This window comes from Streptomyces cyslabdanicus (genome assembly GCF_052663305.1).
In genome coordinates this window covers 40,333-66,244 of sequence record NZ_JBQRUW010000012.1, presented here as the reverse complement: position 1 = coordinate 66,244, position 25,912 = coordinate 40,333, and the positions used below count along the sequence as shown (strand labels likewise).

The 25,912-nt window shown below is 69.4% G+C and carries 22 protein-coding genes, 2 tRNA genes and 3 pseudogenes; 11 read left to right on the top strand and 16 right to left on the bottom strand.

The window, feature by feature from the left end; all coding sequences use genetic code 11:
* Positions 1-97: 97 nt before the first annotated feature.
* Genes ACTYVM_RS08765 through ACTYVM_RS08750 form a run of 4 tightly spaced genes read left to right on the top strand, consistent with a single transcriptional unit; the run spans position 98 to position 5,949 of the window.
* On the top strand, positions 98-1,144 hold the full coding sequence (locus tag ACTYVM_RS08765) for an ABC transporter permease (protein ID WP_445525345.1): 1,047 nt from the start codon (positions 98-100) through the stop codon (positions 1,142-1,144).
* 1 nt (position 1,145) lies between these two features.
* Positions 1,146-2,102, top strand: coding sequence for an ABC transporter permease (locus ACTYVM_RS08760; protein WP_445525344.1), 957 nt, complete (start codon positions 1,146-1,148; stop codon positions 2,100-2,102).
* Positions 2,099-4,225, top strand: a complete 2,127-nt coding sequence (locus ACTYVM_RS08755) for an ABC transporter ATP-binding protein (RefSeq protein ID WP_445525343.1) — start codon at positions 2,099-2,101, stop codon at positions 4,223-4,225. The genes ACTYVM_RS08760 and ACTYVM_RS08755 overlap by 4 nt, the downstream gene beginning before the upstream one ends.
* Before the next feature lie 23 nt (positions 4,226-4,248).
* Positions 4,249-5,949: an ABC transporter family substrate-binding protein gene (locus ACTYVM_RS08750; RefSeq protein WP_445525342.1), complete on the top strand. Its 1,701-nt coding sequence runs from the start codon at positions 4,249-4,251 to the stop codon at positions 5,947-5,949.
* A gap of 206 nt (positions 5,950-6,155) precedes the next feature.
* Here the strand turns inward: ACTYVM_RS08750 and ACTYVM_RS08745 are convergent.
* The 6 genes and pseudogenes from ACTYVM_RS08745 to ACTYVM_RS08720 form a co-directional block, all read right to left on the bottom strand.
* Positions 6,156-6,247, bottom strand: a tRNA-Pro gene (locus ACTYVM_RS08745).
* A 139-nt stretch (positions 6,248-6,386) separates the two neighbouring features.
* Positions 6,387-7,961, bottom strand: a complete 1,575-nt coding sequence (locus ACTYVM_RS08740; RefSeq protein WP_445525341.1) for a pentapeptide repeat-containing protein — start codon at positions 7,959-7,961, stop codon at positions 6,387-6,389.
* A gap of 469 nt (positions 7,962-8,430) precedes the next feature.
* Positions 8,431-8,820 (bottom strand): hypothetical protein, encoded by a 390-nt coding sequence (locus tag ACTYVM_RS08735; RefSeq protein ID WP_445525340.1) that lies wholly within the window; start codon positions 8,818-8,820, stop codon positions 8,431-8,433.
* Between the two features lie 170 nt (positions 8,821-8,990).
* Positions 8,991-9,116: a hypothetical protein gene (locus tag ACTYVM_RS08730; RefSeq protein ID WP_445525339.1), complete on the bottom strand. Its 126-nt coding sequence runs from the start codon at positions 9,114-9,116 to the stop codon at positions 8,991-8,993.
* Between the two features lie 67 nt (positions 9,117-9,183).
* Positions 9,184-9,756: pseudogene (locus tag ACTYVM_RS08725) on the bottom strand (helix-turn-helix domain-containing protein); the annotation flags it as partial.
* A 5-nt stretch (positions 9,757-9,761) separates the two neighbouring features.
* Positions 9,762-10,577: an NAD(P)H-binding protein gene (locus tag ACTYVM_RS08720; protein ID WP_445525338.1), complete on the bottom strand. Its 816-nt coding sequence runs from the start codon at positions 10,575-10,577 to the stop codon at positions 9,762-9,764.
* Positions 10,578-10,664: 87 nt separating this feature from the next.
* Here ACTYVM_RS08720 and ACTYVM_RS08715 point away from each other — a divergent pair, with 87 nt between their 5' ends.
* Together ACTYVM_RS08715 and ACTYVM_RS08710 are read left to right on the top strand one after the other, a co-directional pair.
* Positions 10,665-11,087, top strand: coding sequence for a winged helix-turn-helix transcriptional regulator (locus ACTYVM_RS08715; protein ID WP_445525337.1), 423 nt, complete (start codon positions 10,665-10,667; stop codon positions 11,085-11,087).
* 150 nt (positions 11,088-11,237) lie between these two features.
* Positions 11,238-12,080 (top strand): restriction system modified-DNA reader domain-containing protein, encoded by an 843-nt coding sequence (locus ACTYVM_RS08710; protein ID WP_445525336.1) that lies wholly within the window; start codon positions 11,238-11,240, stop codon positions 12,078-12,080.
* Between the two features lie 782 nt (positions 12,081-12,862).
* On the opposite strand, the gene ACTYVM_RS08705 is transcribed toward ACTYVM_RS08710, so the two are convergent.
* The 4 genes from ACTYVM_RS08705 to ACTYVM_RS08690 all read right to left on the bottom strand — a co-directional run bounded on the left by ACTYVM_RS08705 (position 12,863) and on the right by ACTYVM_RS08690 (position 14,612).
* Positions 12,863-12,936: transfer RNA gene (locus ACTYVM_RS08705), tRNA-Pro, on the bottom strand.
* Positions 12,937-13,011: 75 nt separating this feature from the next.
* On the bottom strand, positions 13,012-13,647 hold the full coding sequence (locus tag ACTYVM_RS08700; RefSeq protein ID WP_445525335.1) for an SRPBCC family protein: 636 nt from the start codon (positions 13,645-13,647) through the stop codon (positions 13,012-13,014).
* The gene (locus ACTYVM_RS08695) at positions 13,644-14,006 is read right to left on the bottom strand and encodes an ArsR/SmtB family transcription factor (RefSeq protein WP_445525334.1); all 363 of its coding nucleotides are present in this window, start codon (positions 14,004-14,006) and stop codon (positions 13,644-13,646) included. The genes ACTYVM_RS08700 and ACTYVM_RS08695 overlap by 4 nt, the downstream gene beginning before the upstream one ends.
* An 81-nt stretch (positions 14,007-14,087) precedes the next feature.
* Entirely contained in the window at positions 14,088-14,612 is a 525-nt protein-coding gene (locus tag ACTYVM_RS08690) for a MarR family winged helix-turn-helix transcriptional regulator (RefSeq protein ID WP_400027964.1), read from the bottom strand.
* A gap of 255 nt (positions 14,613-14,867) precedes the next feature.
* Here ACTYVM_RS08690 and ACTYVM_RS08685 point away from each other — a divergent pair, with 255 nt between their 5' ends.
* Both ACTYVM_RS08685 and ACTYVM_RS08680 read left to right on the top strand, forming a co-directional pair.
* Positions 14,868-15,305, top strand: coding sequence for an SH3 domain-containing protein (locus ACTYVM_RS08685; RefSeq protein WP_445525333.1), 438 nt, complete (start codon positions 14,868-14,870; stop codon positions 15,303-15,305).
* A gap of 162 nt (positions 15,306-15,467) precedes the next feature.
* A complete protein-coding gene (locus ACTYVM_RS08680; protein WP_445525332.1) occupies positions 15,468-16,361 on the top strand; it encodes a helix-turn-helix domain-containing protein in 894 nt (297 codons plus the stop codon).
* A 29-nt stretch (positions 16,362-16,390) separates the two neighbouring features.
* Here the strand turns inward: ACTYVM_RS08680 and ACTYVM_RS08675 are convergent, their stop codons facing one another.
* Together ACTYVM_RS08675 and ACTYVM_RS08670 are read right to left on the bottom strand one after the other, a co-directional pair.
* Positions 16,391-17,716: an MFS transporter gene (locus tag ACTYVM_RS08675; RefSeq protein ID WP_445525331.1), complete on the bottom strand. Its 1,326-nt coding sequence runs from the start codon at positions 17,714-17,716 to the stop codon at positions 16,391-16,393.
* 166 nt (positions 17,717-17,882) lie between these two features.
* Positions 17,883-18,833 (bottom strand): VOC family protein, encoded by a 951-nt coding sequence (locus tag ACTYVM_RS08670; RefSeq protein WP_445525330.1) that lies wholly within the window; start codon positions 18,831-18,833, stop codon positions 17,883-17,885.
* Between the two features lie 265 nt (positions 18,834-19,098).
* Here ACTYVM_RS08670 and ACTYVM_RS08665 point away from each other — a divergent pair, with 265 nt between their 5' ends.
* Positions 19,099-19,443, top strand: coding sequence for a cupin domain-containing protein (locus ACTYVM_RS08665; RefSeq protein WP_445525329.1), 345 nt, complete (start codon positions 19,099-19,101; stop codon positions 19,441-19,443).
* Here ACTYVM_RS08665 and ACTYVM_RS08660 read toward each other — a convergent pair.
* Positions 19,442-19,804, bottom strand: a pseudogene (locus ACTYVM_RS08660) (helix-turn-helix domain-containing protein); the annotation flags it as partial. The gene ACTYVM_RS08665 and the pseudogene ACTYVM_RS08660 sit on opposite strands and share 2 nt — an antisense overlap.
* A 187-nt stretch (positions 19,805-19,991) precedes the next feature.
* On the opposite strand from ACTYVM_RS08660, the pseudogene ACTYVM_RS08655 reads away from it, so the two are divergent.
* Positions 19,992-20,354, top strand: a pseudogene (locus ACTYVM_RS08655) (phytanoyl-CoA dioxygenase family protein); the annotation flags it as partial.
* A gap of 179 nt (positions 20,355-20,533) precedes the next feature.
* Positions 20,534-21,538: a Gfo/Idh/MocA family protein gene (locus ACTYVM_RS08650; RefSeq protein WP_445525328.1), complete on the top strand. Its 1,005-nt coding sequence runs from the start codon at positions 20,534-20,536 to the stop codon at positions 21,536-21,538.
* 46 nt (positions 21,539-21,584) lie between these two features.
* Here the strand turns inward: ACTYVM_RS08650 and nhaA are convergent, their stop codons facing one another.
* The 3 genes from nhaA to ACTYVM_RS08635 form a co-directional block, all read right to left on the bottom strand.
* Positions 21,585-23,501: a Na+/H+ antiporter NhaA gene (gene nhaA / locus ACTYVM_RS08645; protein ID WP_445525327.1), complete on the bottom strand. Its 1,917-nt coding sequence runs from the start codon at positions 23,499-23,501 to the stop codon at positions 21,585-21,587.
* 650 nt (positions 23,502-24,151) lie between these two features.
* On the bottom strand, positions 24,152-24,757 hold the full coding sequence (locus ACTYVM_RS08640; RefSeq protein ID WP_445525326.1) for a GPP34 family phosphoprotein: 606 nt from the start codon (positions 24,755-24,757) through the stop codon (positions 24,152-24,154).
* Positions 24,758-24,875: 118 nt separating this feature from the next.
* Positions 24,876-25,892, bottom strand: coding sequence for a Gfo/Idh/MocA family protein (locus ACTYVM_RS08635; RefSeq protein ID WP_445525325.1), 1,017 nt, complete (start codon positions 25,890-25,892; stop codon positions 24,876-24,878).
* Positions 25,893-25,912 lie beyond the last annotated feature (20 nt).

Genomic DNA, 25,912 nt, shown 5'->3' with positions numbered 1-25,912 from the left:
ACACCAAAGCAGTTTCGCGCCAATCATTTTCTGACCCCCGAGGATCCGCACGTCCTGTCCGAGCGCTCGTGACCCGGTGCCCGGTCAACCCGGCCAAGTGTCCAGCCACTCACTGGATTTGCGGGCCGATACGCTCCACATCACGAAAGGCCGGCTCACAGTGCTGCGTTACATCGCCCGCAAAGCAGTCGGCTGGTTTTTGATGATCGCCATCGCGACCAACCTCACGTATTTCCTCGCTAACGCATTCCTCAAGCCTGCGTCGAACTACACCGCGTTGCGACCGCCTCGAACTCCAGCCCAGATCAACCATTCGCTGGCGCTTTACAATCTCAATCCGGACAAACCGATCATCGATCGGTGGTGGCACTGGATATCCCAGATCGTGACTCACTTCGACTGGGGCCAGTCGCCGACCGGAGGCAGCGTCAACGACCAGGTCGCCTATCGGATTTTCGTCAGCGGCCAGCTCGTCCTGGGCGCGACGATCCTGTCCATCGTCATCGGCGTCGGGCTGGGCGTCTACACCGCGTCGCGCCAGTACAAGGCCGCCGACCGGGTGTGGCAGGGGATCTCCGTCCTCTCCTTCAACACGCCCTCCGCGGTGGCCTCCCTTGCGGTGGTGCTCGCGGCCATCGCGCTGAACCAGGCCCTGGGCAGCACGCTGCTGCCTGTCGCCGGAGCGCAGAGCCCCGACGTCGCCGGGTTCTGGCCGGTCTTCGGGTCCAGGGCGACGCACGCGATCCTGCCCACAATCTCGCTCACGTTCATCTCCTACGCCGGATACCACCTGTTGCAGCGATCGCTGCTGCTGGATCACATCAACTCCGACTACGTCCGTACCGCACGGGCCAAGGGGTTGACGCGAAAGCAGGCCATCTACCGGCACGGGCTGCGGACCTCGATCATCCCCGTCGCCACTCAGGTCGCGTTCGCGATGCCGGCGCTGTTCACCGGCGCGGTGATCACGGAGACGGTCTTCGCCTGGCACGGAATGGGTGAGTACTTCACCAAGACCATCAGCACGAACGACGTGCACGGCGTCGTCGCTGTCGCAGCCTTCGGTGCCCTCATGACGGCCATCGGCGCGATTCTGGCCGACCTCGTCATCGTGGCCCTCGACCCCAGGATCAGGGTGAGCTGACGTGGCCATCAACATGCCCGGTGTCGGACCCGACGCCGCAGAGACGCACCCCGACGAGGCTGAAGCGCGCGAACTGGGGAAGGCCGGCCCCGGCGGCAAGCGCCTCTCCCCCTCCAGGCTCTACATGCGACGCTTCGCGCGCAACAAGCCGGCGCTCGGCGGTCTGGTCCTCTTCGCCCTCCTCGTGTTCTTCTCGGTGTTCGGCCGGTACCTGACCCACTGGGACCACATGGAGGCGGACTTCACCGCCCTCTCCGTGGCCCCCGGAGTCGACGGCCACCTGCTGGGCACCAACGGCGCGGGCAACGACGTCTACGCCCAGCTCGTGCACGGCCTCGGCAGATCGCTGATCATCGCCGTGGCGGTGTCGCTGCTGACCACCGCCATAGCCGGACTGTTCGGCACCACCGCCGCCTACTTCGGCGGCAAGGTCGAGCGGGCGATGCTCGGTGTTGTGCACTTCCTGCTCATCCTGCCCTCGTTCCTCATCATCGCCCTGGTCGGTACGCACTACCGCGGCGACTGGCAGGTTCTGGTCGTGGTCCTCACGCTGTTCGGCTGGATGCTCACAGCCCGGGTGATCTGGTCCCTGGCCACCTCCCTGCGGGAGCGCGAGTACGTGACGGCGGCCCGCTTCATGGGCGTCAGCCCGATGCGCACCATCGTCCGCCACCTGGTGCCGAACATCGGGTCCTTGCTCATCGTGACGTTCACCCTGGGTGTCGCCTCGACCGTGCAGGCCGAGACGGCGCTCTCCTTCATCGGTTTCGGCGTCAAGCAGCCCGACGTGTCGCTGGGTTCCATGCTCGCCGACGGGCAGAACACCCTGTCCACCGCTCCCTGGCTGTTCTACCTGCCCGCAGCCATGGTGGTGCTGCTCACCGTGGCGATGGCGCTGATCGGCGACGGTCTGCGGGACGCCCTCGACCCCACCTCGCAGTCTGGAGGCCGCGCATGATCGAGCAGCGCGCTGTCACGCCCACCGCCGACACACAGCAGCCCCTGCTGTCCGTGCGTGACCTGAAGGTGGCCTTCCCGTCGGAGGCAGGCCGGGTGGAAGCCGTCCGCGGCGTCTCCTTCGACCTGCACCGCGGCAAGACCCTGGGCATCGTGGGCGAATCGGGGTCGGGCAAGTCCGTCACGTCCATGGCCGTCATGGGGCTGCTGCCCGACTACGCCGCGGTCAGCGGCGAGATCATGCTCGGCGGGAAGAACGTCCTCGACCTCGACGACCGACAGATGTCGAAGGTGCGCGGTCAGCACATCGGCATGATCTTCCAGGACCCGCTCTCGTCGCTCACTCCGATCTTCAGCATCGGAGCCCAGATCGTCGAGGCCCTCCAGATCCACCAGGACATCTCGTCCGCGGCCGCCTGGAAACGGGCCGTCGAGCTGCTGGACCTGGTCGGCATCCCCAACCCCGACCGCCGCGCCAAGGGGTTCCCGCACGAGTTCTCGGGCGGTATGCGGCAGCGGGCCGTCATCGCCATGGCGATCGCGAACGACCCCGACCTGATCATCGCCGACGAGCCCACGACCGCTCTCGACGTCACCGTGCAGGCGCAGATCCTCGACGTCCTCAAGACCGCCCAGCGCGAGACCGGGGCCGCGGTCATCATGATCACCCACGACCTCGGGGTGGTGGCCGGCTCGGCCGACGACGTCATGGTGATGTACGCCGGTCGGCCGGTCGAGCGTGCCGGAGTGGACGAACTCTTCGCGCGACCGCGCATGCCGTACACCATCGGCCTGATGGGTGCGATTCCGCGCCTGGACGACCGCGCCAGAAACGCCCTGACCCCGGTCCCGGGAACTCCGCCGCTCCTGGTGGACCTTCCCGACGCCTGCCCCTTCGCGGCGCGTTGCCCCGTGGTGCAGGACGCCTGTCGGGAGGCCGAACCGCCCCTGCTGGCGGTCGCCGAGGGCGACACCGGCGAGGAGCACTCGGCCGCCTGCCGGCGTGCCGCGGAGATCGACGACGGCGCCATCGGCGGCCGGCCGATCTACCCCGTCCCGGTGGCCAGGGAGAACCGGGCCACGGCCGTCCCCCGCGAGGACCGGCCGAAGGTCCTGGAACTCTCCGGTGTCACCAAGACCTTCCCGCTCACCAAGGGTGGCCTGCTCAAACGCAAGGTGGGCACCGTCTTCGCCGTCAACGGCATCGACCTGGACATCCGCGAGGGAGAGACGCTCGGACTCGTCGGCGAGTCGGGGTGCGGCAAGACCACCACACTGCTGGAGATCATGGGGCTGAAGCCGCCCGAGCAGGGCAGCATCACCGTCTGCGGCCAGGACACGGCGGACCTGAAGCGGAAGCAGGACATCAGCTCCGTCCGCCGCAACATCCAGATGATGTTCCAGGACCCCATGGGGGCACTGGACCCCCGCATGACGGTCTTCGACATCCTCGCGGAACCCCTCCGCGCGGTCGGTGAACGTGACAAGAAGGTGCTCGCCACCCAGGTGGCGGAGCTCATGGAACTCGTGGGACTCGACCCCGAGCACCGCGACCGCTTCCCCGCGGCCTTCTCCGGCGGGCAGCGGCAGCGCATCGGCATCGCCCGGGCGCTCGCCACGAAGCCGCAGCTGCTCGTGCTCGACGAGCCGGTCTCGGCTCTCGACGTCTCGGTGCAGGCCGGCGTCATCAACCTGCTCAATGATCTCAAGGCCGAGCTGGGCCTGTCCTACCTCCTCGTCGCCCACGACCTGTCGGTGGTGCGCCACATCTCCGACCGCGTGGCGGTGATGTACCTGGGGCGGATCGTCGAGATCGGCACCACCGACTCCCTCTTCGACGACCCCAGGCACCCTTACACCAAGGCGCTCCTCTCCGCGATTCCCCTGCCCGATCCGGTCGCGGAACGCACCCGGGAACGAGTCCTGCTCAAGGGCGACCTTCCCAGTCCGACCGACGATCAGCCGGGTTGCCGGTTCGTCACCAGGTGTCCGCTGCACTTGACGCTGTCGGAGCCGCAGAAGAAGCAGTGTCTCGGAGTCACTCCGCAGCTCACCGGGAGGGGAGACCCGGACCACCGCGACGCATGCCATTTCGCGGACACGACCACATCTGTCGACAACTAAGACATCTAAGCTGAAAGGCTGTCATGAGAAGAATTACTCTGAGCGGGTTGGCGTTCGCCGCCACTGCTTCCCTCGTCCTCTCCGGGTGCGGCGGTGGTGGCACCGACGACTCCGGGCAGAAGAAGTCCAAGGGCGCCACCTCGGAGAACGAGGTGCTGACCGCGTACAACCCCCAGCCTGCGAGCAACCTGAAGCAGGGGGGCAAGCTGACGCTTCCCATCGTGGAGATTCCCGATCAGCTCAACCACATGCAGGGCAACGCATCCCTGTACACAGCGAAGATCGCGTGGTTCTACACGCCGCAGCTGTCCTTCAACGACCCCAAGGGCAACATCACCTTCAACGAGGACTACCTCACCGACGTCAAGCAGACGACGGTGGGCGGCAACACCCAGGTCACGTACGACATCAACCCGAAGGCCAAGTGGAACGACGGCCAGGACATCGACTGGACGACGTTCCGGGACACCTGGAACGCGCTCAACGGGAAGGACAAGGCGTACGACGTCAGCTCCACTGACGGCTACTCCAGCATCGCCTCGGTCAAGAAGGGCAAGGACGCCAAGCAGGCGATCGTCACCTTCGACGGCCCGTTCGTGTACTGGAAGTCCCTCTTCTACGAGCTCGTCAACCCGCACATCGCCAAGGCGGACGCCTTCAACAAGGCTTACGTGAGCAACCCCCACGCGGAGTGGGGTGCCGGCCCTTACACCATCTCGAAGTTCGATGCCAAGGGCGGCACCGTCTCCTTCAAGCCCAACCCCAAGTGGTGGGGCGCCAAGCCACATCTGGACGAGCTCACCTTCGTGCAGATGGAGGTCAGCGCCAGTCTCAACGCGTTCAAGAACGGCCAGATCGACGCGGTGCAGGCAGGCAACGCCGAGGAACTCAACCAGGTGAAGTCGGTCAAGGGGACCGAGCTTCGCCGCGGCACGACCACCGCCAACAACCTCCTGGTCTTCAACAGCACCTCGCCTCAGTTGAAGGACCCGGCGGTGCGCAAGGCTCTGATGGAGGGAATCGACCGCTCCCAGCTCGCGAAGATCACGTTCCAGGGACTTGGCTACACCGAGCCCCTGCCTGGATCCTTCACTCTCTTCCCCTTCCAGAAGGGGTACCAGGACAACTTCGGCAAGCTCGTGAAGTTCGATGCCGCCACGGCGAAGAAGGAACTGGATGCCGCGGGCTGGAAGGTCGGCTCGGACGGTGTGCGTGCCAAGGACGGCAAGAAGCTGGAGCTGACCTTCCCCACCATCGGTGACAGCTCCACCGTCAAGGCCCGTGCCACTGCCGTCGCCCAGATGATGAAGAACATCGGCGTCAAGCTGAACATCGAGGCTCGCCCCTCCGCCGACTTCAACAAGGTGTTCACCGAGCGCGCCTTCGACATCTTCGGGATGGGCTTCATCTCGAGCGACCCGAACGGCATGCTCTACATCTGCCAGATGTACTGCTCCGACTCCACTCTCAACGTCTCCCGCTCGGTGCCGAAGAGCATGGACAAGGAGACCAAGGCCGTCACCAACCTGCCGACCTTGGACGAGCAGCTCGAGGCCGGCAACAAGGTCGAGCTGGAAGCCATGAAGACCTACGGCATCATGCCGATCCACAACGGCCCCACCATCTGGGCCGTCAAGAAGGGCCTCGCCAACTACGGGGCGGCCCAGTTCTACGGCAGCTACGGCAACCTCGGCCAGCCCGAGCTGATCGGCTGGCAGAAGTAAGCCGCTCTGCCGGGGGCTCCGCCGCAGCATCGATGCGGCGGAGTCCCCTGCCTGTACAGGGCTCTGTTACCTGGTCGGTGGTGACGGCAGGTGACGGGCGTCGTCGACGTCCAGTGGACACAACTGGTGCCACTGGTCCCCAAGAATGATCGAAGGCCGCTTCCGGATTACTCCGAAAGCGGCCTTCGACCTGCGACTCTCACGAGTCGGGACGACAGGATTTGAACCTGCGACCCCTTGACCCCCAGTCAAGTGATCGATCTTGGTTTGAAGACTTGCACAGACGTTGCACACCCCAGTGCGTAGTCATTGCCGGTTGACGCACGTTGACGCTCCTTACGCTCCTTACGCTCCTTACGCTCCTGCAGGGGCTCGTCCACCGCGCTCGAAGACGGTACGGCGCCGTCCCGCACCGGCACGGCAAACAGTGTTTCCGGCTACCGTTTCAGCCGCCCGCGGATCGCCAGGGCAGCGAGTCCGAGGAGGGCCGGCTCGGCCAGGCGAGACGCCATCTCGGTGTAAGTACCGGCGGTGGTCAGCTGCTGATCGGAGGAACGGAAGATCACCGAGTTGATGACCGCCCGCAGGGACTTCTCGAACCGCCCGGTCGTCAGACGCTCGTAATACGGACCGTCCGGGTTGACCGGATCAGGTATGTCGGTAGTCATCGTGATACTGCGGTCGGCTACCGTGCCGGTGCTCTTCGGCTTCGGTTCGTTCTGCGGCAAACCCCACAGCATCATCGCCAGCACAGTGGCGGTCATGGCCACCAGAAGCCAGCCCAGGGCTCGCGAGGCTCGAAGCCCATAGCCGGACAGCGCCCAGTACGCGGTGAGCAGGCTCCGCTCGGTCCAGGGGATGTCGTCGGCATGGCGGCGCATCTCCATCTCGCCGTAATAGAAGTCAGCGGCACCCGGTTCATGCTTGCCGTCTTCGAAGGCCTTGCGCAGTTGCCGGTACACCGGCGCCAGGGCTGCCGGTTCCTGCACCTCTTCCCCTTGCGGCGCAGGCATCCAGCCATCGGCACCCCAGCCGCGGGCGGCACGCCAGTGGTGCTCTTCGGCCAGCGTTCGGCGTGGCGTCCAGCGCACTGGCCGCATCCCGCGTCGGCGTAGACCGCAGGGGGCGACAGCCAGGGTGTATCTCCCCTCGAGCCGCAGCTGATCGAGATGGATGGTTCCGGCGAAAAGGCATCCGGTGAGGTCCACGCCGGTGAGTACCAGGTGCGCGGCATCCACTCCCCGCAGCGACACAACCCGCACCCCGGCATCCATGAGGCCGGATTCGTCCAGTTCCTCGCCGTCCACGACGAACGGCCGGGATCGGGCAGCGATGCTCAACGGATGTTCGACAACCGCATCGCTCAGGTCCACGGCCGCGTACCGCAATCGCAGTGCCGCGGTAGAGGCCCACCGCGTTCGCCAGCACCGCACGGCGGCTGCTGCCGCCTCCATCGTCACTGCGCCCCCGAATACCGCCTCGGACAGAGTCAGCGTCCTGGCGCACACTAACGGCCCGATCAGCGCAGCACGCTCGAACGCCGCTCCTAGAAACGAGATCTGGCCGCCGACCCTCAGCCCACGGAACGAGACGGTGCCGCTGATATCGGCCCGATCGAATCTGGCATCACCACCGAGGTCGACCTGGTCGAACGAGAAGTAGCCGCCGATCTCCACTCCTTTGAAGCATGCATCTCGCCCGATCTTCGCTCTGTCGAACACGGCACGGCCGCCCACGTTCATCCGATCGAACCAGGCATTGCCGTCGATCTCCGCTCTCTCGAACACAACGCGTCGGCGGACCTTCATCCGGTCAAACGAGCCGTTGCCGCCGATCTTCACCTGGCGGAAGAGCACGCGCCCGCTGATCTCTGCCTGGCTGAACGAAATATCCCCAGCAATCTTCGCCCCGTCAAACACAGCGTCGGCGTCGAACTCCACCAGGTCGAACCGCGCATCGCCGCGGAAGACTGCCCTATCAAAACGGGCCTGTCCGATACGCGACTTACGCATGGAGGGCTCCGTGAGCGCGGTGAGCAGTTCGCTCAGCAGTTCTTCGGTGAAGCAGGTGCCTCTGTGGTCGAGATCGGCGCCGGGCCGGAGGCCTGCAAGGTAGGCAGAGCGATCGGCGCCGGACAGATGAGCCAGGCATGCGGTGTGTGGCTCAACCCGACGGCCAGGACACTCGACGCCGCCCGGTAAGTTACCGTCGCAAGGCGGCCATGAAGATGTGTCCGGTGCAGCCCGGTAAGGGACGGTGGTCATGTCCCTGGGACGCGGAGCAGCCAGCAGTCGGTTGCAGCGATCCACACCAAACATCGGATTTCCATCGATTCCCCACTGGCCTTGGTCTCCAAGACACTGCGCCATTCGACACTGTCCACACTGTCGACCTCTACGACCACCTGCAGCCCGACGCCACCCGACGCCGTCACCGCGATCGACCATGTGGTGACCCTGTACGCCAAGAGGACCTGACGGCTCACCCGCAGGCGTCGAGCTGGATGGTGGCGGGACCCACGGTGGCCTGAGCCTCACGGCGGATCCTCCTGCAGTGTTGCCCGATTCGCCTGGTGAGGCGCAGAGTTGTGGCCTCGAGGCAGATCCGCCACCCGGTCCGCTCGGCCATCACCTGGCCGACGGCCCGAGCCTCGTCGACGAGGAAGCGGTGGCCGAACTCGGGATCGCCGCGATGCGCGTCGAACAGGGCGTTGGCCCGGTATGCCTCGGTCAGTTCCGCGTCGGTGACCGGGCGGGCCAGCCATCGGTAGCAGGGCTGTCGGGCCAGCCCGAGTACCCGGCACGTCACCGCCACCGGCACCCTCGCAGAGGCATCGGCGGAGGCCAGCTCGCGGACGAGCGGGTACATCATTTTGCCGGCAGGTTCGCCTGCGACAGATAGGCCGCGGCCTTCCGGAGCACCTCGTTCTCCTGCTCCAGCATCCGGATCCGTTTACGGGCCTCGCACAGCTCCACCGACTCGGCCGGTGCCGTCGCGGGCCTGGCGCCGGTGCTGTTCTCGGTGTCCGCACGACGCAGCCATTACGTCAGCGAGGCCGGGTGCACCCCGAAGTCGGCGGCCACCTGTTCCAGCGTCACGCCGGGCTCACGGTTGCGCGCGACCCGCACGACGTCCTCGCGGAACTCCTTGGGATACGGCTTGGGCATTGCTCCATCCTTCCAGCCCGCCTGACGGCGAGCCAGGTCAGATGTCACCCAGCCCTGCAGCAGTCCCGACGGTCGAGTGCAGGTAGGCGTATCCGGCACGCCGGCCCTTCCGCTTCCGACGCTCGGCAGCCTTGGCTTGAGCGCTCCCTCGGCCATGGGCTCGCCAACCGCCGCCGTCGGGGATCCGCCCGACCTTCTTCACGTCGATGTGGACCATGTGTTCGGGCCGGCGGGCTGTGATCCGCCGTGGCTCGCGGTTGGATTCTCCGTTCGGGTCGAGGAACCGGCGATGGTTCAGCCCGAGCGTGTGCAGGTACCGCAAGACGGTACGGCGGCTGATCTGCCAGCCGTCTTCTTGAAGCTCAAAGGCGATTCGGGAGGCGGACCACTTGTTCCTGCGTCGCAGGTCCTCGATCTGCGCGACGACGTCTGCGTTGATTGCGGTCGGCTGGCGGGACGGAGTCGAGGATCGGTCGAACAATCCGAGGTCCCCGTGTTGGCGACAGCGGTTGACCCACTTCGAGGCGCACGCCCGGGAGATGCCCATCTCGGCGGCGACGTGCGCGATCGGCCGGGTGCGGCAGCGTTCGATCAGGCGACGGCGACCTTCGATGGACAGTGGCGCATTGCGGTGAACCATCCGTGTCAGCTGGCGTCGGGGCGCATCGCGGCCGCAGTGTCCGTGGCGACGGTGAGCGGGTCGGTGAGCGGTCGGCCGAGTAGTTGGGCGAGGTCGGGGCTGGTGGTGCTGAGGAACCCGTGGCGGACGCTGGTCGCGATCGAGGCGAGCATCGACGGCTGGAACGGCAGTAGCCTGTCGTTAGCGAGGAGTTGGGCCCGGTACTCCCCGAGCCCAATGGTCCGGTGCGCCACTCCGAGGGATTCGGCGATGCCTACGGCGGTGATCGGTTCGCCGACCAGGTCATAGGTCTTGCCGGCGTGCGCGGTCGGATTGCTGGCCACGACGGCTGCGGCCGCGGCCAGGTCCGCCCGCGCCACAGCGGCGAGCGCTCCGTCGCCGAACGCCGATTCCACGCTGTCAGCGGTCCAGGTCAGGAGCGCCCCGAAAAGTTCGGCGTAGAGCCCGTTGCGCAGGACCGTCCACCCAAGTCCACTGGACTTGATCAGCTGCTCGGTGGCCCGATGGGCGAGGGCGAAGCCAAGGTGGTCACCGTCGCCAGCCAGGCTGGTGTACACCACGTGGCTCACGCCATTGCGCACCGCAGCGTCTAGAGCTGCCTGGTGCCGGGTGATGACCTGGTCGTCCTCGGCGTACCCCGCCGAGACGAGGACCAGGGTAGAAACGCCGGTGAGGTCGAGGCTTGTGTGGTCGTCGAAGTCGAGTCGCCGCTGCCCTTCTGCGGGCGATCGCGTGCCGCCCAGGGCGGGCACGTGGCGCTCAGTCAACTCCTGGAGCGTGAGAGAGGCGAGCTGCCCGTTCGCGCCGGTCACCATGATCATTGTGGTTCTGTCTCCTACCGTGGTTCTCTTCAGTAACTACGGTGAGATCTTCAACCGGCCCAGGTCGACCCACAAGGAGGCAGTTTCGTGTCAGTGACGCACACCGAGGTAACCGCTGAACCCGCTGAACTCGAACCCTGCGGACAGCAGGACCACCCTGACTGCGGGATCCGCGACGTCCTCGACCGGGTCGGTGACAAGTGGTCGGTCCTCGTCATCGTCGAGCTCGCCAACGGCCCGCAGCGCTTCCGGCAACTTCAGCGCGCCATCGATGGGATCTCCCAGCGCATGCTGACCCTTACGGTGCGCCGGCTCGAGCGGGACGGCCTGGTCCTTCGGACCGTGTATCCGACCGTGCCGGCCCAGGTCGACTACCGGCTCACCGAGACGGGCGCGAGCCTGACACACCTCGTCAAGGCACTAGCCGACTGGTCACTCGAACACCGGGCCCACATCGCCCGCGCCCGTAAGACCTACGACAGCGAGCACCCCGACAACGAGATCCGCTGATCAGCGAAACGTCATCAACCTCCTGACCCGCAACACCTAGATCGCGAAGCAGTCAGACTCGTCAGTCTCCTGCGTGGCGGCGTCAGCGTCAGCAGGCTGCGAGAAATCCTCGCACAAGAGGTCAGCGCGCTCGACTACGACTTCACCGGCATGAACACCTGCGGCCTGCGCTCCAACAACAGCCGCCAGGTCCGCTACCTCCTCGCCCGTCTCACCGGATTCGTCGAAACGGCATGCGATCGGGGCGACGAAATGAGGAGCTACCTCGACAGTCGGCGTCCCTTCGAGATCGAGCACATCTGGGCCAACCACTTCGACCGGTATCAACCGGAGACACGTACCCGCGCCGAGTTCGACTCGTACCGCAACCGCCTCGGCGCTCTACTCCTTCTACGTAAGTCAGACAACGCCAGCTACCAGGACCTTCCCTACGAGCAGAAAGTCGACTACTACCAGCGGCAGAACCACCTCGCCGGCTCACTGCACCCCAACCACCGAGAGCGGAACCCCGGATTCAACAAGTTCGTAAGGGAACACAAGCTCGACCGGTTCCTGCGCCCTTTCCCGAAGTTCGACAAGAAGGCGATCCGCACCCGACAAGACCTGTACCAGCGCCTGTGCGAGATCATTTGGGATCCGTCCGCGGCCTTCGGTGACCTGGCGCGCCCAGCCCAGCGCCCCGACCGGTCGCGTACACGGACGCGGGCGAGGTACGACGTGGCAGTCACCGACCTCATCGCCAAGGGCTTGTTGCCCCCGCGCGCGCGACTCGTGGGTCGGCGATGGGGTGAGGAATACCAGTCCCAAGTCCTCGACGACGGCCGAATCCGGGTGGGCTCAGGCAAGACGTTCGGCTCTCTGTCCGCAGCGGGAGAATTCGTCCTGCAGACGAAGTCCTGTCCGGGATGGAACTTCTGGCGCATCCCTATCGGCGATCGGGGAGTACGACTCGTCGAGATCAGGCGGGAAGCTCTGGAGAGAGGGCTCGTCTGAAAGTTGGCCTGCCCGCCGTCACCCGGAAGAAGAAATCACCCTCACCGCCGACCAGATCCGTGCGATCACTGAGGGACTCGGCAGCATCGCGCAGCGCATCCAAGGTGCCGACACCGAGAAGAAAGGCCCGCTTTACGAGGCGCTGGGGATCACCATCGCTTACGACAACGCAACGAGGACCGCGGCCGTTAGGTCGAGGCCCTCGATTCCGTATCGCTATAGCGAGTGTCCGAGGAAGGATTCGAACCTGCACGGAGCCTGGCTAACCGATATGAAACGGCCGTCGTCATCACCAGCGACCCGATGCGGACGGCGAGCACCGCTCTGTACAGCCCGTTATCGCCGCGTACCGCCACTCCCCCGCCGACAAGGGGACTCGCGCGACGCCCAGCACCCCGACCGCTACCCCTCTGACCTGCAAGGACCCCGGCCGTCGCGTTCAAGGTCTTGATGCACTGGCCATTCAGTCATGGAGCCCTCGCAGTCAAGGGGACACCGAAATCGGACAAGGGGTCGCCCGTTCACACGACCCCCTTTGAAGGACTGGGAGCACGCCGACCCCTTGACCAGTAAAAGCTGGGAGCAGCAGGCCCGCCGCTCTGGGAGCACGGCCGTCTCGACCGGATCGGGCGATGGGCGGTCAATATCGATTGACGCCGATGTTGACGGCTGGGAGTGATGGGAGCACGGGGAGCGGACGAGGGCTCCCAGACTGCTCCCACTCACACGTCAGGGGCCCTCCGAAGAGAGCCCCTGGCCTGCGGAAATATCCGACATCGCTGTCGGGACGACAGGATTTGAACCTGCGACCCCTTGACCCCCAGTCAAGTGCGCTACCAAGCTGCGCCACGTCCCGCTGCGTTCGTGCGGTGATCCGCTTGAACGCGCAGGTGAACCTTACCTTACGCGGGCGGGTGCGGCCGATTTCCGGTCATCCCCGGGCGCCCGTGTAGAAGGCGGTGGTGCGGTCGGCGGCCTCGCGTGCGCGGACCGGGTCCGCGCCGCTCGCGACGTTGGCCGCGTACCACCCGTCGCTGCTCGCGGCGACGAACCGGCGGCCGTCCTCGGAGCCCATCCAGGTCATGGCCTCGCCGGAGTCGACCGGAGCGCCGCTCGACAGGTGGAGGGTCAGGCCGACGAGCATCATGTCCCAGCCGACCCCGACCGCGCCGGGGCCGTACTCGCCCCACTTGGTGTCGTCGATGCGGAAGAGGTGGTCCAGCTCGAAGCGGGTGCCGCCGCCTTCCTCTGCGGTCAGGCGCAGCTCGATCCAGCTGCTCTCGTCGCCGTACTCCCAGGTCGCGGCGAAGCTCCTGGGCGGGTCGCAGCGTTCGATCGTGCCGCCGGCGTTGCCCTTGAGTTGGTAGCGGCCTCCCAGGCGGAGTTCACCGGTGACGGGGAGGAACCAGCGCGGGATGCGCTCGGGGTTGGTGCAGGCGTCCCAGACGTCGTCAAGCGGGGCGTCGTAGGTCTGGCTCACCGTGACCACGCGGGCCTCGGCCGCCTTGAAGACGCGGCGGCCGACCCGGCGGTCGACGGCGTTGATCTGCTGGGTCACGTCGATCATGGGGTGCTCCTCGGGGGGTCGTCGGCACCGCGCAGCCGGCGTTCGCGCCTGCCGCGGGCCAGCTCGGTGGCGAGCGCGTCCAGGGGCTGGGCCCAGAAGCCGCGGAACCGGTCGAGCCAGGCGTCGACGTCCTTGAGCGGCGCGGCGTTCACCGCGTACAGCCGCCGGGCGCCCTCGGGGCGGACGGTCGCGAAACCGTTCTCCCGCAGCACCTTCAGATGCTGCGACACCGCGGGCTGCGAGATCCCGAACTCCGCCGTCACGGTCGCGCAGACCGCCCCGGAGGTCCGCTCGCCGTCGGCGAGCAGTTCCAGTATCCGCCGCCGGACGGGGTCGCCGAGGACGTCGAACGCGTGCATGGGCGACAACGTATCACCCACCACTTATATAAGCCACCATTGATATGGCGTGCGGCGCCGGCCCGATGCCGGGAACGCCCCTCAGCGGGTGCGCCGGGTCGCCTCGGCCGCCTCCTGTTCGCTGTCGGCGTCCTGGGCGTACACGAGGAAGTCGTCGACCATGCGGTGGAAGAGCGTCGCGAGCCGGCGCAGATCCTCCGGGGACCAGTCGGCCAGGGCGAGCTGCATGCCGCGGGCCCCGACCTCGCGGATGCGCTGTATGGCGTCCCGGCCGAGGTCGGTGAGCTGGATGCGCTGGGCGCGGCGGTCGTCGGGATCGGGAATCCGGGTCACATGGCCGGACCGCTCCAACTGCTGCACCGTGCGCGTGACGTGGGAGGCCTCCACACCCAGGCGGTTGGCCAGCTCCCCCGGCCGCTGCGGCTCGCAGTCGGCGATCTGGCGCAGCAGGGCGACCGCCGCCCGGTCCAGCGGCACCCCGGCCAGAGTCATCAGCCTCTCGTGCTGCCGGGCCCGTGTACCCAGGTAGGTGATGCGCATCAGCGCGCGCTCGATCTCGGCCACTTCGGGCGAGACGGATCCGGTGGGCAACGGTGGAGTAACCATGTCGACAACTTTACCATATCCTTGCCTTACTCAAGCAATTTGCCGCGGACCCGGAAGTCCGGCACGGCGGCGGGCGGAGAGCCGGATCCCGTCCCCGCAGCCGTACCCGGGCGGCCACGCCCCCGGTCCCGTCCCCGGGGACGTCCCCGCCGTCCCGGGGGACGCGGGGACGGCATCGCGGGGGCGCGGCGCGGAAACACTGGGCGACGTGTGATCACGACGCGTGGTCACAGGAACGACAGCCCGGAGGTTTCCATGATCCGACGGACCCTCACCAGCGGCGTGCTGGCCACGGTCGCGGCGCTCGCGCTCGTGCCCACGGCGGCCGACGCGGCCCCGGCCGGTCCCGGCTCGCGCCCGGCCGTGTCGGCGGCCGCCCCGCACCTGCTCCCCTCGCTGCTGCCCGAGCCCGCCCGGGAGGCGCGTCACGTCAACCAGTTGGCGACGCACCACCGTTCGATCCATCCTCTCGGACGTGTGACCACGCACCGCCGGGCGCTGAACGTCCGCTCCGGCCCCAGCACCCGGTACCGGGTGGTCGGCGCCCGGCACGCACACCGCCTGGTGGCGCTGAAGTGCCGGACCCAGGGGTCCTGGGTAGGCGGCACACGGCAGTGGTACCGCCTCGCGCACGTACGGGGGTACGTCTCCGCGCACTACGTCCGCGTCCGGGGTACCGTGCCGTGGTGCTGACACACCGTCACGGGCGTACGAAGTAACCGCCTGGCCCGTCCGCGAGCAGCACGCCCGCGGACGGGCCGTCGACTCGAGGTGTGTCGGCGTCCTCATCCCGGGAAACCATCCCGACAACCGGGGCGAAACGCCCAAAGCGGGAATGGAGTCGGGAGCAGCAGCATGCGGCAACCCCAAGGAACGGCAGCGTCACCCGGGCAGTTGACCATTGCCCTGCGCGAGCTGCGGGACCGTACGGGTCTGAGCCTGGCGGCCCTGGCCGCACGCACTCCGTACAGCAAGTCCGCCTGGCACCGTTACCTGACGGGGGCCAAGCATCCACCCCGCTCGGCCGTGGAGGCGCTCGCCCGGCTCGCGGGCGCCGATCCCGCCCCGGCGCTGACCCTGTGGGACACCGGCGGCACATCCCCTTCCGCGGTCGCCGGACCCGAATCCGAGCCCGAATCCGAATCCGAGCCCGAATCCGAGCCCGGCCCCGACTCCGGCGCCGACTCCGGACCCGAGCACGGACGCGGCTCCGGACCCGATCCCGGTTCCGAGCCCAAGTCCGGTGCCGGGTCGGCGGACCCGCCCAGGGCACGGGTGGGACGTCTGCTGCTGCTGACGGCTCTCACCCTGCTGGCCGCGGCCACCGCGATGGCCGCGGTCCTCCTGGCGCCCTCCCCCGGCAGGCCTCCGGACGCCCGGGTGGTGATGGCGTCGCCGCGCTGTCACGGCGCCTCCTGCCAGGGCGCGTTGCCCGACGCCTCGGCCTGTGCCGGGGACGCGCGGACGCAGAGCAGCGTGGACGGCGCGACGTACACCGTGCGGCTGCGGTACTCGCCCACCTGCCGCACCGCCTGGTCCCAGCTGCAGGTACGCACGGCGGTCGCCCGGGAGATCTCCGTACGGATGGGCGGGAACGTCCTGTCCGCCACCTACGCCGCCGACGACACCCTCAGTGACACCAGCCCCATGCTCAACGTCTCCTCGCCGCGGGGCGTAGAGGCCTGCGCCGAGGTCGAGGGGAGACTGGCCTGCACCGGCCTGGACCCCGACGCACCGGACCACCCGTGATGTCCCGCCCTGCCCAGGGGGCGGCGGTGTCAGCTCGCGGTCAGGAGGTCCTGGCGGGGGCTGCCCTGCGCGGGGTGCTTCGAGCCGCGCAGGGCAGCGATGCCGATGAAGACCATCGAGGAGACACCGGCCAGGGCGAAGGCGGTGAAACCCCAGCCGCCGCGGTCGGCGGCCAGCAACTGACCACCGAGCCAGGGGCCGAAGACGGCGCCGAAGCGGCCGATGCCGGAGGTCCAGCCGACGGCGGTGGCGCGGTTGCCGGAGTGGGAGCGGAGGGAGACCGTGGCGTAGATCATGGTCTGGGCGCTGTTGAGGAACACACCGGTGAGGAAGACCACCGTGAAGGTCAGCGCCAGCGGCAGGTGGACGCTGAGTAGGAAGACTCCGGCGGCGGTCAGCGCGAACCAGATCGCTGAGATGCGCGGGGCGCCGAAGCGGTCGGAGGCGCGACCGGCGACGAGCATGCCCACGATGCCGCCCAGGTTGAACAGGACGACGAAGGTGAGTGCGGAGCCCAGGTTGTAGCCCTCGCCGCGCATCAGGGTGGGCAGCCAGGTGGCGACGCCGTAGACGAGGAGCAGACCGCCGAAGGAGGCCAGCCAGTACAGCAGGGTCTGGATCCACTCCCCGCCGCGGAAGAGGCCGGCCAGGGTGGCCCAGCGGTCGGTGCCCTCCTTGCGCGCGGGCGCGGCGGGCAGCTCCACCTCGTAGCGGGCGGCCAGTTCGCGGGCCTCGTCGGCGCGGCCCTTGGCGACGAGGAAGCTCAGCGACTCCGGCATGGCCTTGGCGAGCACCGGCACGAACAGCAGCGGGACCACGCAGACCCAGAACGCGGCACGCCAGCCGACGGGCTCCACGAGCCACTTGGCGACGTAGGCGGAGAGGATGCCGCCGGCGTGGTGGGCCGTCATCAGGGCACCGACGGTCAGGGCACCGCGGCCGCCCCGGGCGTAGTCCGTGACCATGCTGATCGCGGTGGGCAGCAGACCGCCGAGGCCGACGCCCGCGATGGTCCGGCCGAGGCCGAACACCGTGACGCTGCCGGAGACCGCGCACAGGCCGGAGGCCAGTGAGAAGAGCGCGACACAGGCGACCATGAGCTTCTTGCGGCCGATCCGGTCGGCGACCGTGCCCGCGGTCAGCGCGCCGACGAGCATGCCGAAGGTGGCGTAGCTGCCGAGGTCGCCGGCCAGGCCAGGGGTGATCCCGAGGGCGTTCTGCTCCAGCATGTGCGGCAGCACCGAGCCGTAGACGAACATGTCGAGTCCGTCGAAGAGCACGGCCAGCCAACACAGGCCGACGACCAGTGCGGCCAGTCTGCTGCCGCGCCTGGACAGGGCGGTGGAGGAGGACATCGTCTGCTCCCTCTCGTACGTGGGTGCGCCAGACGCTAAGGAGGCCGGAAAGAAGAGTCAACGTTTTCGTCAACAATTTCAGCGACAATCAGGTCGCGCTGTCTCCGGTCAGCACCGAGGGAGGGCCGCACACAGTCGCGTGCGGCCCCCGTGCCCCCCTTCCGCCTCAGTCGACCGGGGGTGTCCCGTGGGTGTGGAAGGACTCGATGGTCCGCAGGCCCCAGGCCTGCCCCTTGGCCCGCTCCGCCTCGGTCCAGGTGATCAGCGGCCAGTCCGGCGCCAGCACCAACCGGGTGAGCGGGTTGCACAACTCGATGCGGTTGCCGCCCGGTTCGTAGACATAGAGGAAGAACGTCTGCTGGATGGCGTGCTTGTGCGGACCCGTCTCGATGAACACGCCGCTGTCGATGGCGAGATCGGCGGCGCGCAGGATGTCCTCGCGGGTGTCGGTGGCGAAGGCGATGTGGTGCAGCCGGCCGCTGGAGCCCGTCCAGTCCTCGGTGTAGACGACGTCGTAGGACTTGTCGGTGAAGGTGAGCCAGCGGGCCGCGATCCTGCCGGAGTCCAGCCGTATCTGCTCGGTGGGCCGGGCGCCCAGCACGTGTTGCTGGAACTCGGCGTTGGCGAGCACGTCGGCGGCGAGGAAGTTGACGTGGTCCAGGCGTCGCACGCCCACGCCCTGGTTGGGCTTCGCCTGGGGCTGGTTCTTCAGCGCGGGCTTCAACCGGTCGGGGGCCCGATAGCGCTCGCTCTCCCAGTAGAGCGCGTGCTCGTGCCCGTCGGGGTCGGTGGTGACGTACAACCTGCCGATTCCGGGCTCGTCCTCGGTCCAGTGGCCGGGGCGGCCCGTCTCCTCGATCGCCTTCACCCGGCGCTGGAGGGCTTCCTCACTCGACGTCCGCAGGGCGAGCCGGCCGAGCCCCGGCTGGTCGCGGGCGGTGAGCACCAGGCTGTGGTGCTCGTAGTCGTCGAAGGTGCGCAGGTGGACGGTGTCGCCGTGCTGCCCGTTGACGGCGAGCCCGAGGTGGTCGGTGAAGAAGGCGACACTGGCGTCGAGGTCCGGGGTGAACAGCTGGGCGTGGCCGATATGGGCGATGTCACGCAGGGGCGGGGCCATTGCTGCCTCCAGGGGGTCATGCGGGGGCGGGGACGGGGGTGGCATCGGTCGGCCAGGGCAGAGTGAGTGCCGGTCAAACCTAAATCCAGCGAGACAGGATTGACAACAATTTCGTTGGCCATATTGCTCGCAAGAGCGGGAGGCGCCTGTCGGCCCGCAGCCGCGGAACTCCGCCACTGGAAGCGACGAAGTGTCCCGGGACCGGGACCGATCCCCCACACTCTGTCGGCGCTACGGTGCCGCCCGCCCCGGCTAGGGTCACGGCATGACCCACAGTTTCGTTCTGCACGTTCCCGACGCCGACCTCGTACCCGAGCCACTCGAACCGGAGCAGATCGTCTCCGGGACACCCGAGGTAAGGGGCAAGGTGGTCTGGGAGTCGGAGGACGGCCGGCAGATCCGCGGGATCTGGCAGATCACCCCCGGGGTCGTCACCGACACCGAGGCGGACGAGCTGTTCGTGGTGGTCAGCGGCTCGGCGACCATCGAGTTCGAGGGCGGGCCGACCCTGCACGTCGGCCCCGGCGACATGGCGGTGCTGCGCGAGGGCGACCGCACGACGTGGACGGTGCACGAGACGCTGCGCAAGGCGTACGCGATCAACCTCTGATCACGCCCTGCGAGCCGCGCCGCGCGATCCGGTCCAGGACGGCGATCTGCTCGCGCACCGGACCGGTCTCGCGGAAGTGGAAGCGCGAGCGCACCACGGCCGGGTGCAGGGACGGCAGTTCGGCCTCCAGGGCGGCGGGTACGGCGGTACTGAACCGCTCGGGCGCCTGCATCACGATGTCGACCATGAAGGTGCGGCCCACCAGCCGGACCTGGGTGCGCTGGCGGTCAAGGTCGGCGATGGCCCGGTGCACCTCCCGCGCGGTGCTCTCCCGCACCCCGCCGCGGCCGTTGAGCACCCGGTCGACGGTGGCCTCGCTCAGCCCTGCCTGACGTGCTATAAGGACGACGATGTCCTCCACCCCCGTTCAGCGCCGTGCCTAGTGCCGCGACAGGCAACGTTTGCCCCGTCGCGACGCCCGGCACGCCCTCTCGCCGCACCGGCCGAAAGCCCGAGTACATCCAGTACGAGGACTTCCGGCCGGCACACCGAGAGCACGCACCGGACGCCGCTCCTTGACGGGCAAACGTTGCCCGCCGCGGCACTAGCTGTCCGAGCAGGACTGCGACCTCGGCTCCTTCCGCGCGCTCGTCGAGCGGGCGACCGATCCCGCCGACCATCCGCACGCCTCGTCGGTGGAGCACGGCGTCCTCGTCCACGACACCGAGCGGCTGCGCGAGGCCGGGAACCGCCGCGTCCTGCGGGCCGAACTGGTCCATGCCCTGGACGAGGGTCCCGGCATCGCGGTGTTCCGGGGCGCCTTCCCCGACACCGCCGTGGTCGACCGGGCCACCGCCGTCTTCCGCGCCCTGATCGCCGAGCAGCGCGCCTCGGGCGCGGGCGGCGGGGACCACTTCGCCAGGCCGGGCGCCAACGACCGGGTGTGGAACGCCTGGACACCGGACGCGCTCCGCACGGAGCTGCGGGCCGGCGCCGGGCGGCGCGAGAGCTGAGAGGCTGAGAGGCTGAGAAGGATCAGAACGTACTCGGCCGACGGGACCGAACCGACGTAGCGCCGCACCACACGCACCACACGCGGCACCACAGGCACCACAGGCACCACTCAGGCACCCAAGGAGCACCAGCCCCCATGCGTATCGGAATCCTCGGCCTCGGCCGGATCGGCGCCTTCCACGCCGAGACCCTCTCCGGACTCGACGCGGTCGAGTCGCTCGTCGTCGCCGACCCGATCGCGGACGCCGCCAAGGCCGCCGCCGAACGGTTCGGGGCCGAGGTGGCCGACTCGCCCGAGGCGGTACTGGCCGCCGGGGTGGACGGCGTCGTCGTGGCCGCCGCCACCGATGCCCACCCGGCGCTGATCCTCGCCGCCGTCGACGCCGGCGTTCCCGTCTTCTGCGAGAAGCCGGTGGCCCGCACCATGACGGAGGGCGTCGAGGTCCTCAAGGCGGTGCAGGGCGGCGGCGTGCCCGTGCAGATCGGCTACAACCGCCGCTTCGACGCCGGTTTCGCCGCCGCCCGCGCCGCCGTACGGGCGGGCGAGCCGGGCAGGCTGCACACCGTGCGGTGCACCACGCTCGACCCGGCGCCGCCGCCGGCCGCGTACATCGCCGGCTCCGGCGGGATCTTCCGGGACTGCTCGGTGCACGACTTCGACATCATCCGCTGGGTGACCGGGCGGGAGGTGACCGAGGTGTACGCCGTCGGCGGCAACCGGGGCGCCGACTACATCAGGGAGGCGGGCGACGCCGACACTACCGGGGCCGTGCTCACGCTGGACGACGGCACGATCGCGGTGGTCTCCAACAGCCGCCACAACGCCCGCGGTTACGACGTCCGCATGGAGCTGCACGGCTTCGAGGACTCGATCGCCGTCGGCCTGGACGACAAGCTGCCGGTGCGCTCGGTCGAACCGGGGGTGACCTTCCCCGCCGGCACCCCGCACGACTTCTTCATGGACCGCTTCGCCGCCGCCTACCGTGCCGAACTCACCGCGTTCACCGAGGTCGTGGCCGGACGGCTGCCCTCACCGTGCACGGTCGCGGACGCCCTGGAGGCGGGCTGGATCGCGGAGGCCTGCACCCTGTCCCTCCACGAGCACCGCCCGGTACGCGTAGAGGAGGTACGAACCGCCTGACCCACCGGGCCCGGACCGCCGACGCGGCCCGCCGCGGGCCGTGTGGTCAGGTGGGCGGGCCCGCCCCCGCGAGGACGGCGCGTTCGCGGGCGGCGCGGACCGTTGTCGACAGGGTGGCGATGTCGTAGGCGCCGTGGTGGCGGCGGCCGTTGACGAAGAAGGTCGGGGTGCCCGAGACGGCGCTGAGGTCGGCCGACTCCACGTCGTCGGCCACCCGCTGCGCGCCCGCCCGCTCCCGCAGGTCCCGGCGGAAGCGGTCCGCGTCGAGGCCGATCCGCTCGGCGTAGCGCAGGAGGTCCTTGGGGTCCAGGTCGCCCTGGTGGCTGATCAGGACGTCGTGCAGCTCCCAGAAGCGGCCCTGTCGGGCGGCGGCCTCGGCGGCCTCGGCGGCGAGCTGCGCGTTCGGGTGGACGTCGGTCAGCGGCAGGTGCCGCCAGACGTAGCGCACGTCGTCGCCGAACTCGGCGAGCAGCTCCCGCACGACCGGCTCGGCGAGTCCGCAGTACGGGCACTCGTAGTCGCCGTACTCGACCAGGGTCACCGGGGCGTCGAGCGGCCCGCGGACGTGGTCGCGCTCGGGGTCGACGGGCTCGCCGAGGTCGACGATGACCCGGCCCCGGCCCAGCAGCGCGCGGGCCCGCCTGCGCGGGGGCAGCAGGGAGAGGACCCCGGTCACCAGCCAGGTGAGCGCGAAGGAGCACAGGACGGTCGCCAGGATGCCGATCTTCGCCTCCTCCAGCCGGGTCCCGCGGAAGGCGAGGGTCGCGATCAGCAGGGACACCGTGAAGCCCACCCCGGCCAGGGTGCCGCCCGCGGTGATCGCGCCCCAGCCGATCGGCGGGCGCAGCCGGCCGCGGCTCAGCCGCACGGCGAGCCAGGTGGAGCCGACGACGCCGATCGGCTTGCCGAGGACGTAACCGAGCAGGATGCCGAGGGTGACGGGTGAGGTGAAGGCGTCCGCGAGCCGGGCCGCGCCGAGCGGGAGCCCGGCGTTGGCCAGCGCGAACAACGGCACGATCAGATAGCTGGTCCAGGGGTGGAGCGTGCGCTGAAGCCGCTCGTTGGGCGACAGCGCGGTGGCCAGGCCCCGGCGCAGGGTGCGTTCCAGCTCGGGTGTGGGCTGCTCGCGAAAGCGCCGGAAGAGCCGGCTGGCGCGTTCCAGGGCGTGCCGCCGGGCGGGGTGGGCGTAGGTGAGCAGGCCCATGACCAGCCCGCCGACCACCGGATCGACGCCGGAACGCAGCAGCGCGCCCCACAGGACCAGGGCGACCAGTGCGTACACGGCGGAGATCCGTACGCCGGCCACGCGCAGGGCGATCAGCACGGCGAGGACGCCGAAGGCGGTGAGCAGCGCGGGCGGGTAGAGGGTCCCGCTGTAGGCGAAGGCGATGACGGCGAGTGCGAGGAAGTCGTCGGCGACCGCGGCCCCGAGGAGGAAGACGCGCAGGCCGCCGGGCAGCCGGGTGCCGAAGACGGCGAGGATGCCGAGCGCGAACGCCGTGTCGGTGGACATGGCCGCGCCCCATCCCCGGGCGGTGGCGTGGCCCGCGTTGAGCGCCAGGTAGATCGCCACGGGTACGGCCATGCCGCTGATCCCGGCGATGGCCGAGAGGGCGAGCCGCCTGCGTTCTCTCAGCTCCCCGATGTCGAACTCCCGGCGGGCCTCCAGGCCGACGACGAAGAAGAACAGCGCCATGAGCCCGCTGTTGATCCACTCCCGCAGTTCCAGGGAGACCCCGGCCGGGCCGACGGTGAACGCCACGTGGGTGCGCCAGAACGACTCGTACGTGCCGGACGCGACGTTGGCCCACACCAGCGCGGCGACCGCGGCGGCGAGCAGCACGGCGGCGCTTCCGGTCTCGGTGCGCAGGAAGGTGCGCAGCGGGCCGTGGGCGCCGGCGCCGCAGGCGGTCTGGCCGTTCAGGGGCGGCTGCGCCGGAGGTGTGGTCGGGGCCCGGGACACGGTGTCAGTTCCTGGAGCGGGCGGTCACGAGGCGGTTGCCCGGGCCGACAGGTCGAAGCCCGGCCCCGGATGCGCGGTGGCCGTGCCGGCACCGGGGCGGACGGCGGTTCCGGCGGTAGCGGTCCCAGCGGCGACGCTCCCGACGCCGACCGGCCCGGTGACGACGGTCCCGACGCTGGCGGCCCCGCCGCTGACCGTCCCGGCAGTGGGCGGCACCACGAGGCTTTCGGCGGTGGCCGCGGGGGCGGCGCCCCGTCGCAGTCGTGGAAACGGGTGCGTCATGCGCCGGCTCCAAGCGCGGGGGAACGGGCCCGCGGCCGTCCCGGACGAGCAGGGGACGAGGGGCGCCGCCCGAATCCGCTGCGCACCCCGGGGTCGCACGGGCGGGCGACCCGCGCCGCCCCCAGCTTAGGAGGGTCGGCGTGGCAGCGCCCGTCGACAAGGGCTAGGTCCTGTCGTCAAACTCCCGTCGTCCGCCCGGAGGGCGGGCCTCGCGGCGTCAGGTGCGTGCTCTGGGGGTCCCCCCTGCTCGAAGAGCTTGGGGGAGTGCCGGGCCCTGGCCCTCGTACTGGATGTACTTGGGTCAGGGCCCGGTGCGGCGAGAGTACGTGCATGGCGTCGCGGGGCAGACGGGAGTTTGACGACAGGGCCTAGGCGCCCCGCCAGACGTTCGCGAAGGCGGCGTCCTCGATGGCGCGGCGCTGGCGTACCGCCTCCAGTTCCATCACCGCGTCGTGGACGGCGGCGAGGACGGTGAGGACCGCGTCGTCCGTGATGCCCGGCTCCGCACCGGCCGGCTCGTCGCGGATGCCGACGGCCGCGGCCAGCGTGAGCAGCACCGGCTCGTCGGCCGCCCAGCGGTAGGCCGCGCGGCGCCGTGCCTCGGTGTCGCTGAGGACCGTGCGACCGCCCCGGAAGGGCAGCCAGCGGCTGCGTTCCCAGGTGACCTGGCCCTCCTGCTCCAGGGCGGTCAGATAGGCCCTGGCCAGGCCGCGCCCGCGCCGCCAGAGCCAGTCCGCCAGGGTTTCACAGGGCACCCGGCGCACCAGCGAGGAGGCGGCCTCGTCCAGCAGCCGGTCGCCGGACTCCGGCACGAGCCGCGGCACGATCCGATCGCCGTCCAGCTCCAGCAGCTCGGCCCGCAGCAGGTCGTACGCCTCGGCGCCGGCCAGCGCCAGGGAGAGGTCCCCGCGCTCCGGCGACCGGCTGGGGGCCACGTCCAGGGCGACGATCATCAGGTCACGAGCTGTGCTCATCACGCTCCCCGTCGAGGAGTTGCCCGCCACTGCGTCGGTCACCGGCACGCAGAACGCGACGTTCCGTGCTTCCCGTACGCCCCGACTGTAGCGCGGCGGGCGGGGCGGGCGGCGGGTGTCATCCGTACAGTGCCGGGCGTTCGGGCAGCTCCACCGGCACCCGGCCGCCCTCGGTCAGGGAGCGGACGCCCGCCGCGCAGACCGCGGCCGCGGCACAGCCGTCCCAGGCGGTGGGGCCGGTGGTCGTGCCCCGGCGGACGGAGTCGACCCAGGCCCGCAGTTCGCGGTCGTAGGCGTCCTCGAAGCGTTCGAGGTAGTCCTGCGCGATGGTGCCGCCCCAGCGTCCGTCCGTCTGGGTGACCATGGCGTGGCCGTCGCCGACCTGGGCCGTGCCGCGTTCGCAGACGGCCTCGGCCCGGACCTGGTAGCCGAAGCCGCAGTTGACGAAGATCTCCACGTCGGCGATGACTCCGCCGTCCGTTTCGAGGACGACGAACTGCGGGTCCTGGACGCCGTCGGGGGCATGGGAGGACGGGGTGGGGCGCAGGACCGTCACCGCGGTGATCTCCTGGCCGAGCAGCCAGCGGGTCACGTCGATCTCGTGCACGAGCGAGTCACTGATGAGCAGTTCGCTGGCCCATCCGGGTGGGGCGGCCACGTTGCGGTGGCGGTGGTGCAGCAGCAGCGGGCGGCCCAGCCGGCCCGTCCGCAGGAGCTGTTCGAGCCGGAGGTACTCGGCGTCGTAGCGCCGCATGAAGCCCACCTGGATCCGCCGCCGGCCGAGCCGCTGCTCGGCTTCGAGCACGCGCAGCGCGGAGGCCGGGTCCGGGGTGAGCGGCTTCTCGCACAGGACGGGCAGGTCGTGGGCGAGGGCCGCGAGCAGGGCCGCCTCGTGGGCCGGACTCGACGAGGCCACGAGCACGGCGTCGACGTCGGCCGCGGCCAGCGCGTCCGCCGGGTCGGTGAACGCGGCGCAGCCGGCGCGGGCCGCGACGGTCTCGGCGCGCTCGGCGTCGGCGTCCACGACGGCGCTCACCCGGGCACCGCTGACGGCCTCCTGGATCCGGCGCACATGGTCGGCGCCCATGCGGCCCACGCCGATGACGGCGATGTTCAGAGTCGATGACCGGGCCATCGTCGTCCTTCCTCGGCCGG

What these genes read in the sequence shown, in the direction of transcription:
- ACTYVM_RS08695 (WP_445525334.1), bottom strand. Translation starts at nt 14,006, where the DNA reads ATGCACGCGTTCGACGTCCTCGGCGACCCCGTCCGGCGGCGGATACTG.
- ACTYVM_RS08665 (WP_445525329.1), top strand. Translation starts at nt 19,099, where the DNA reads ATGACCCACAGTTTCGTTCTGCACGTTCCCGACGCCGACCTCGTACCC.
- ACTYVM_RS08710 (WP_445525336.1), top strand. Translation starts at nt 11,238, where the DNA reads ATGAACACCTGCGGCCTGCGCTCCAACAACAGCCGCCAGGTCCGCTAC.
- ACTYVM_RS08735 (WP_445525340.1), bottom strand. Translation starts at nt 8,820, where the DNA reads ATGATGTACCCGCTCGTCCGCGAGCTGGCCTCCGCCGATGCCTCTGCG.
- ACTYVM_RS08690 (WP_400027964.1), bottom strand. Translation starts at nt 14,612, where the DNA reads ATGGTTACTCCACCGTTGCCCACCGGATCCGTCTCGCCCGAAGTGGCC.
- ACTYVM_RS08730 (WP_445525339.1), bottom strand. Translation starts at nt 9,116, where the DNA reads ATGCCCAAGCCGTATCCCAAGGAGTTCCGCGAGGACGTCGTGCGGGTC.
- ACTYVM_RS08650 (WP_445525328.1), top strand. Translation starts at nt 20,534, where the DNA reads ATGCGTATCGGAATCCTCGGCCTCGGCCGGATCGGCGCCTTCCACGCC.
- ACTYVM_RS08680 (WP_445525332.1), top strand. Translation starts at nt 15,468, where the DNA reads ATGCGGCAACCCCAAGGAACGGCAGCGTCACCCGGGCAGTTGACCATT.
- ACTYVM_RS08740 (WP_445525341.1), bottom strand. Translation starts at nt 7,961, where the DNA reads ATGCGTAAGTCGCGTATCGGACAGGCCCGTTTTGATAGGGCAGTCTTC.
- ACTYVM_RS08750 (WP_445525342.1), top strand. Translation starts at nt 4,249, where the DNA reads ATGAGAAGAATTACTCTGAGCGGGTTGGCGTTCGCCGCCACTGCTTCC.
- ACTYVM_RS08635 (WP_445525325.1), bottom strand. Translation starts at nt 25,892, where the DNA reads ATGGCCCGGTCATCGACTCTGAACATCGCCGTCATCGGCGTGGGCCGC.
- ACTYVM_RS08675 (WP_445525331.1), bottom strand. Translation starts at nt 17,716, where the DNA reads ATGTCCTCCTCCACCGCCCTGTCCAGGCGCGGCAGCAGACTGGCCGCA.
- ACTYVM_RS08685 (WP_445525333.1), top strand. Translation starts at nt 14,868, where the DNA reads ATGATCCGACGGACCCTCACCAGCGGCGTGCTGGCCACGGTCGCGGCG.
- ACTYVM_RS08720 (WP_445525338.1), bottom strand. Translation starts at nt 10,577, where the DNA reads ATGATCATGGTGACCGGCGCGAACGGGCAGCTCGCCTCTCTCACGCTC.
- ACTYVM_RS08640 (WP_445525326.1), bottom strand. Translation starts at nt 24,757, where the DNA reads ATGAGCACAGCTCGTGACCTGATGATCGTCGCCCTGGACGTGGCCCCC.
- ACTYVM_RS08755 (WP_445525343.1), top strand. Translation starts at nt 2,099, where the DNA reads ATGATCGAGCAGCGCGCTGTCACGCCCACCGCCGACACACAGCAGCCC.
- ACTYVM_RS08700 (WP_445525335.1), bottom strand. Translation starts at nt 13,647, where the DNA reads ATGATCGACGTGACCCAGCAGATCAACGCCGTCGACCGCCGGGTCGGC.
- ACTYVM_RS08670 (WP_445525330.1), bottom strand. Translation starts at nt 18,833, where the DNA reads ATGGCCCCGCCCCTGCGTGACATCGCCCATATCGGCCACGCCCAGCTG.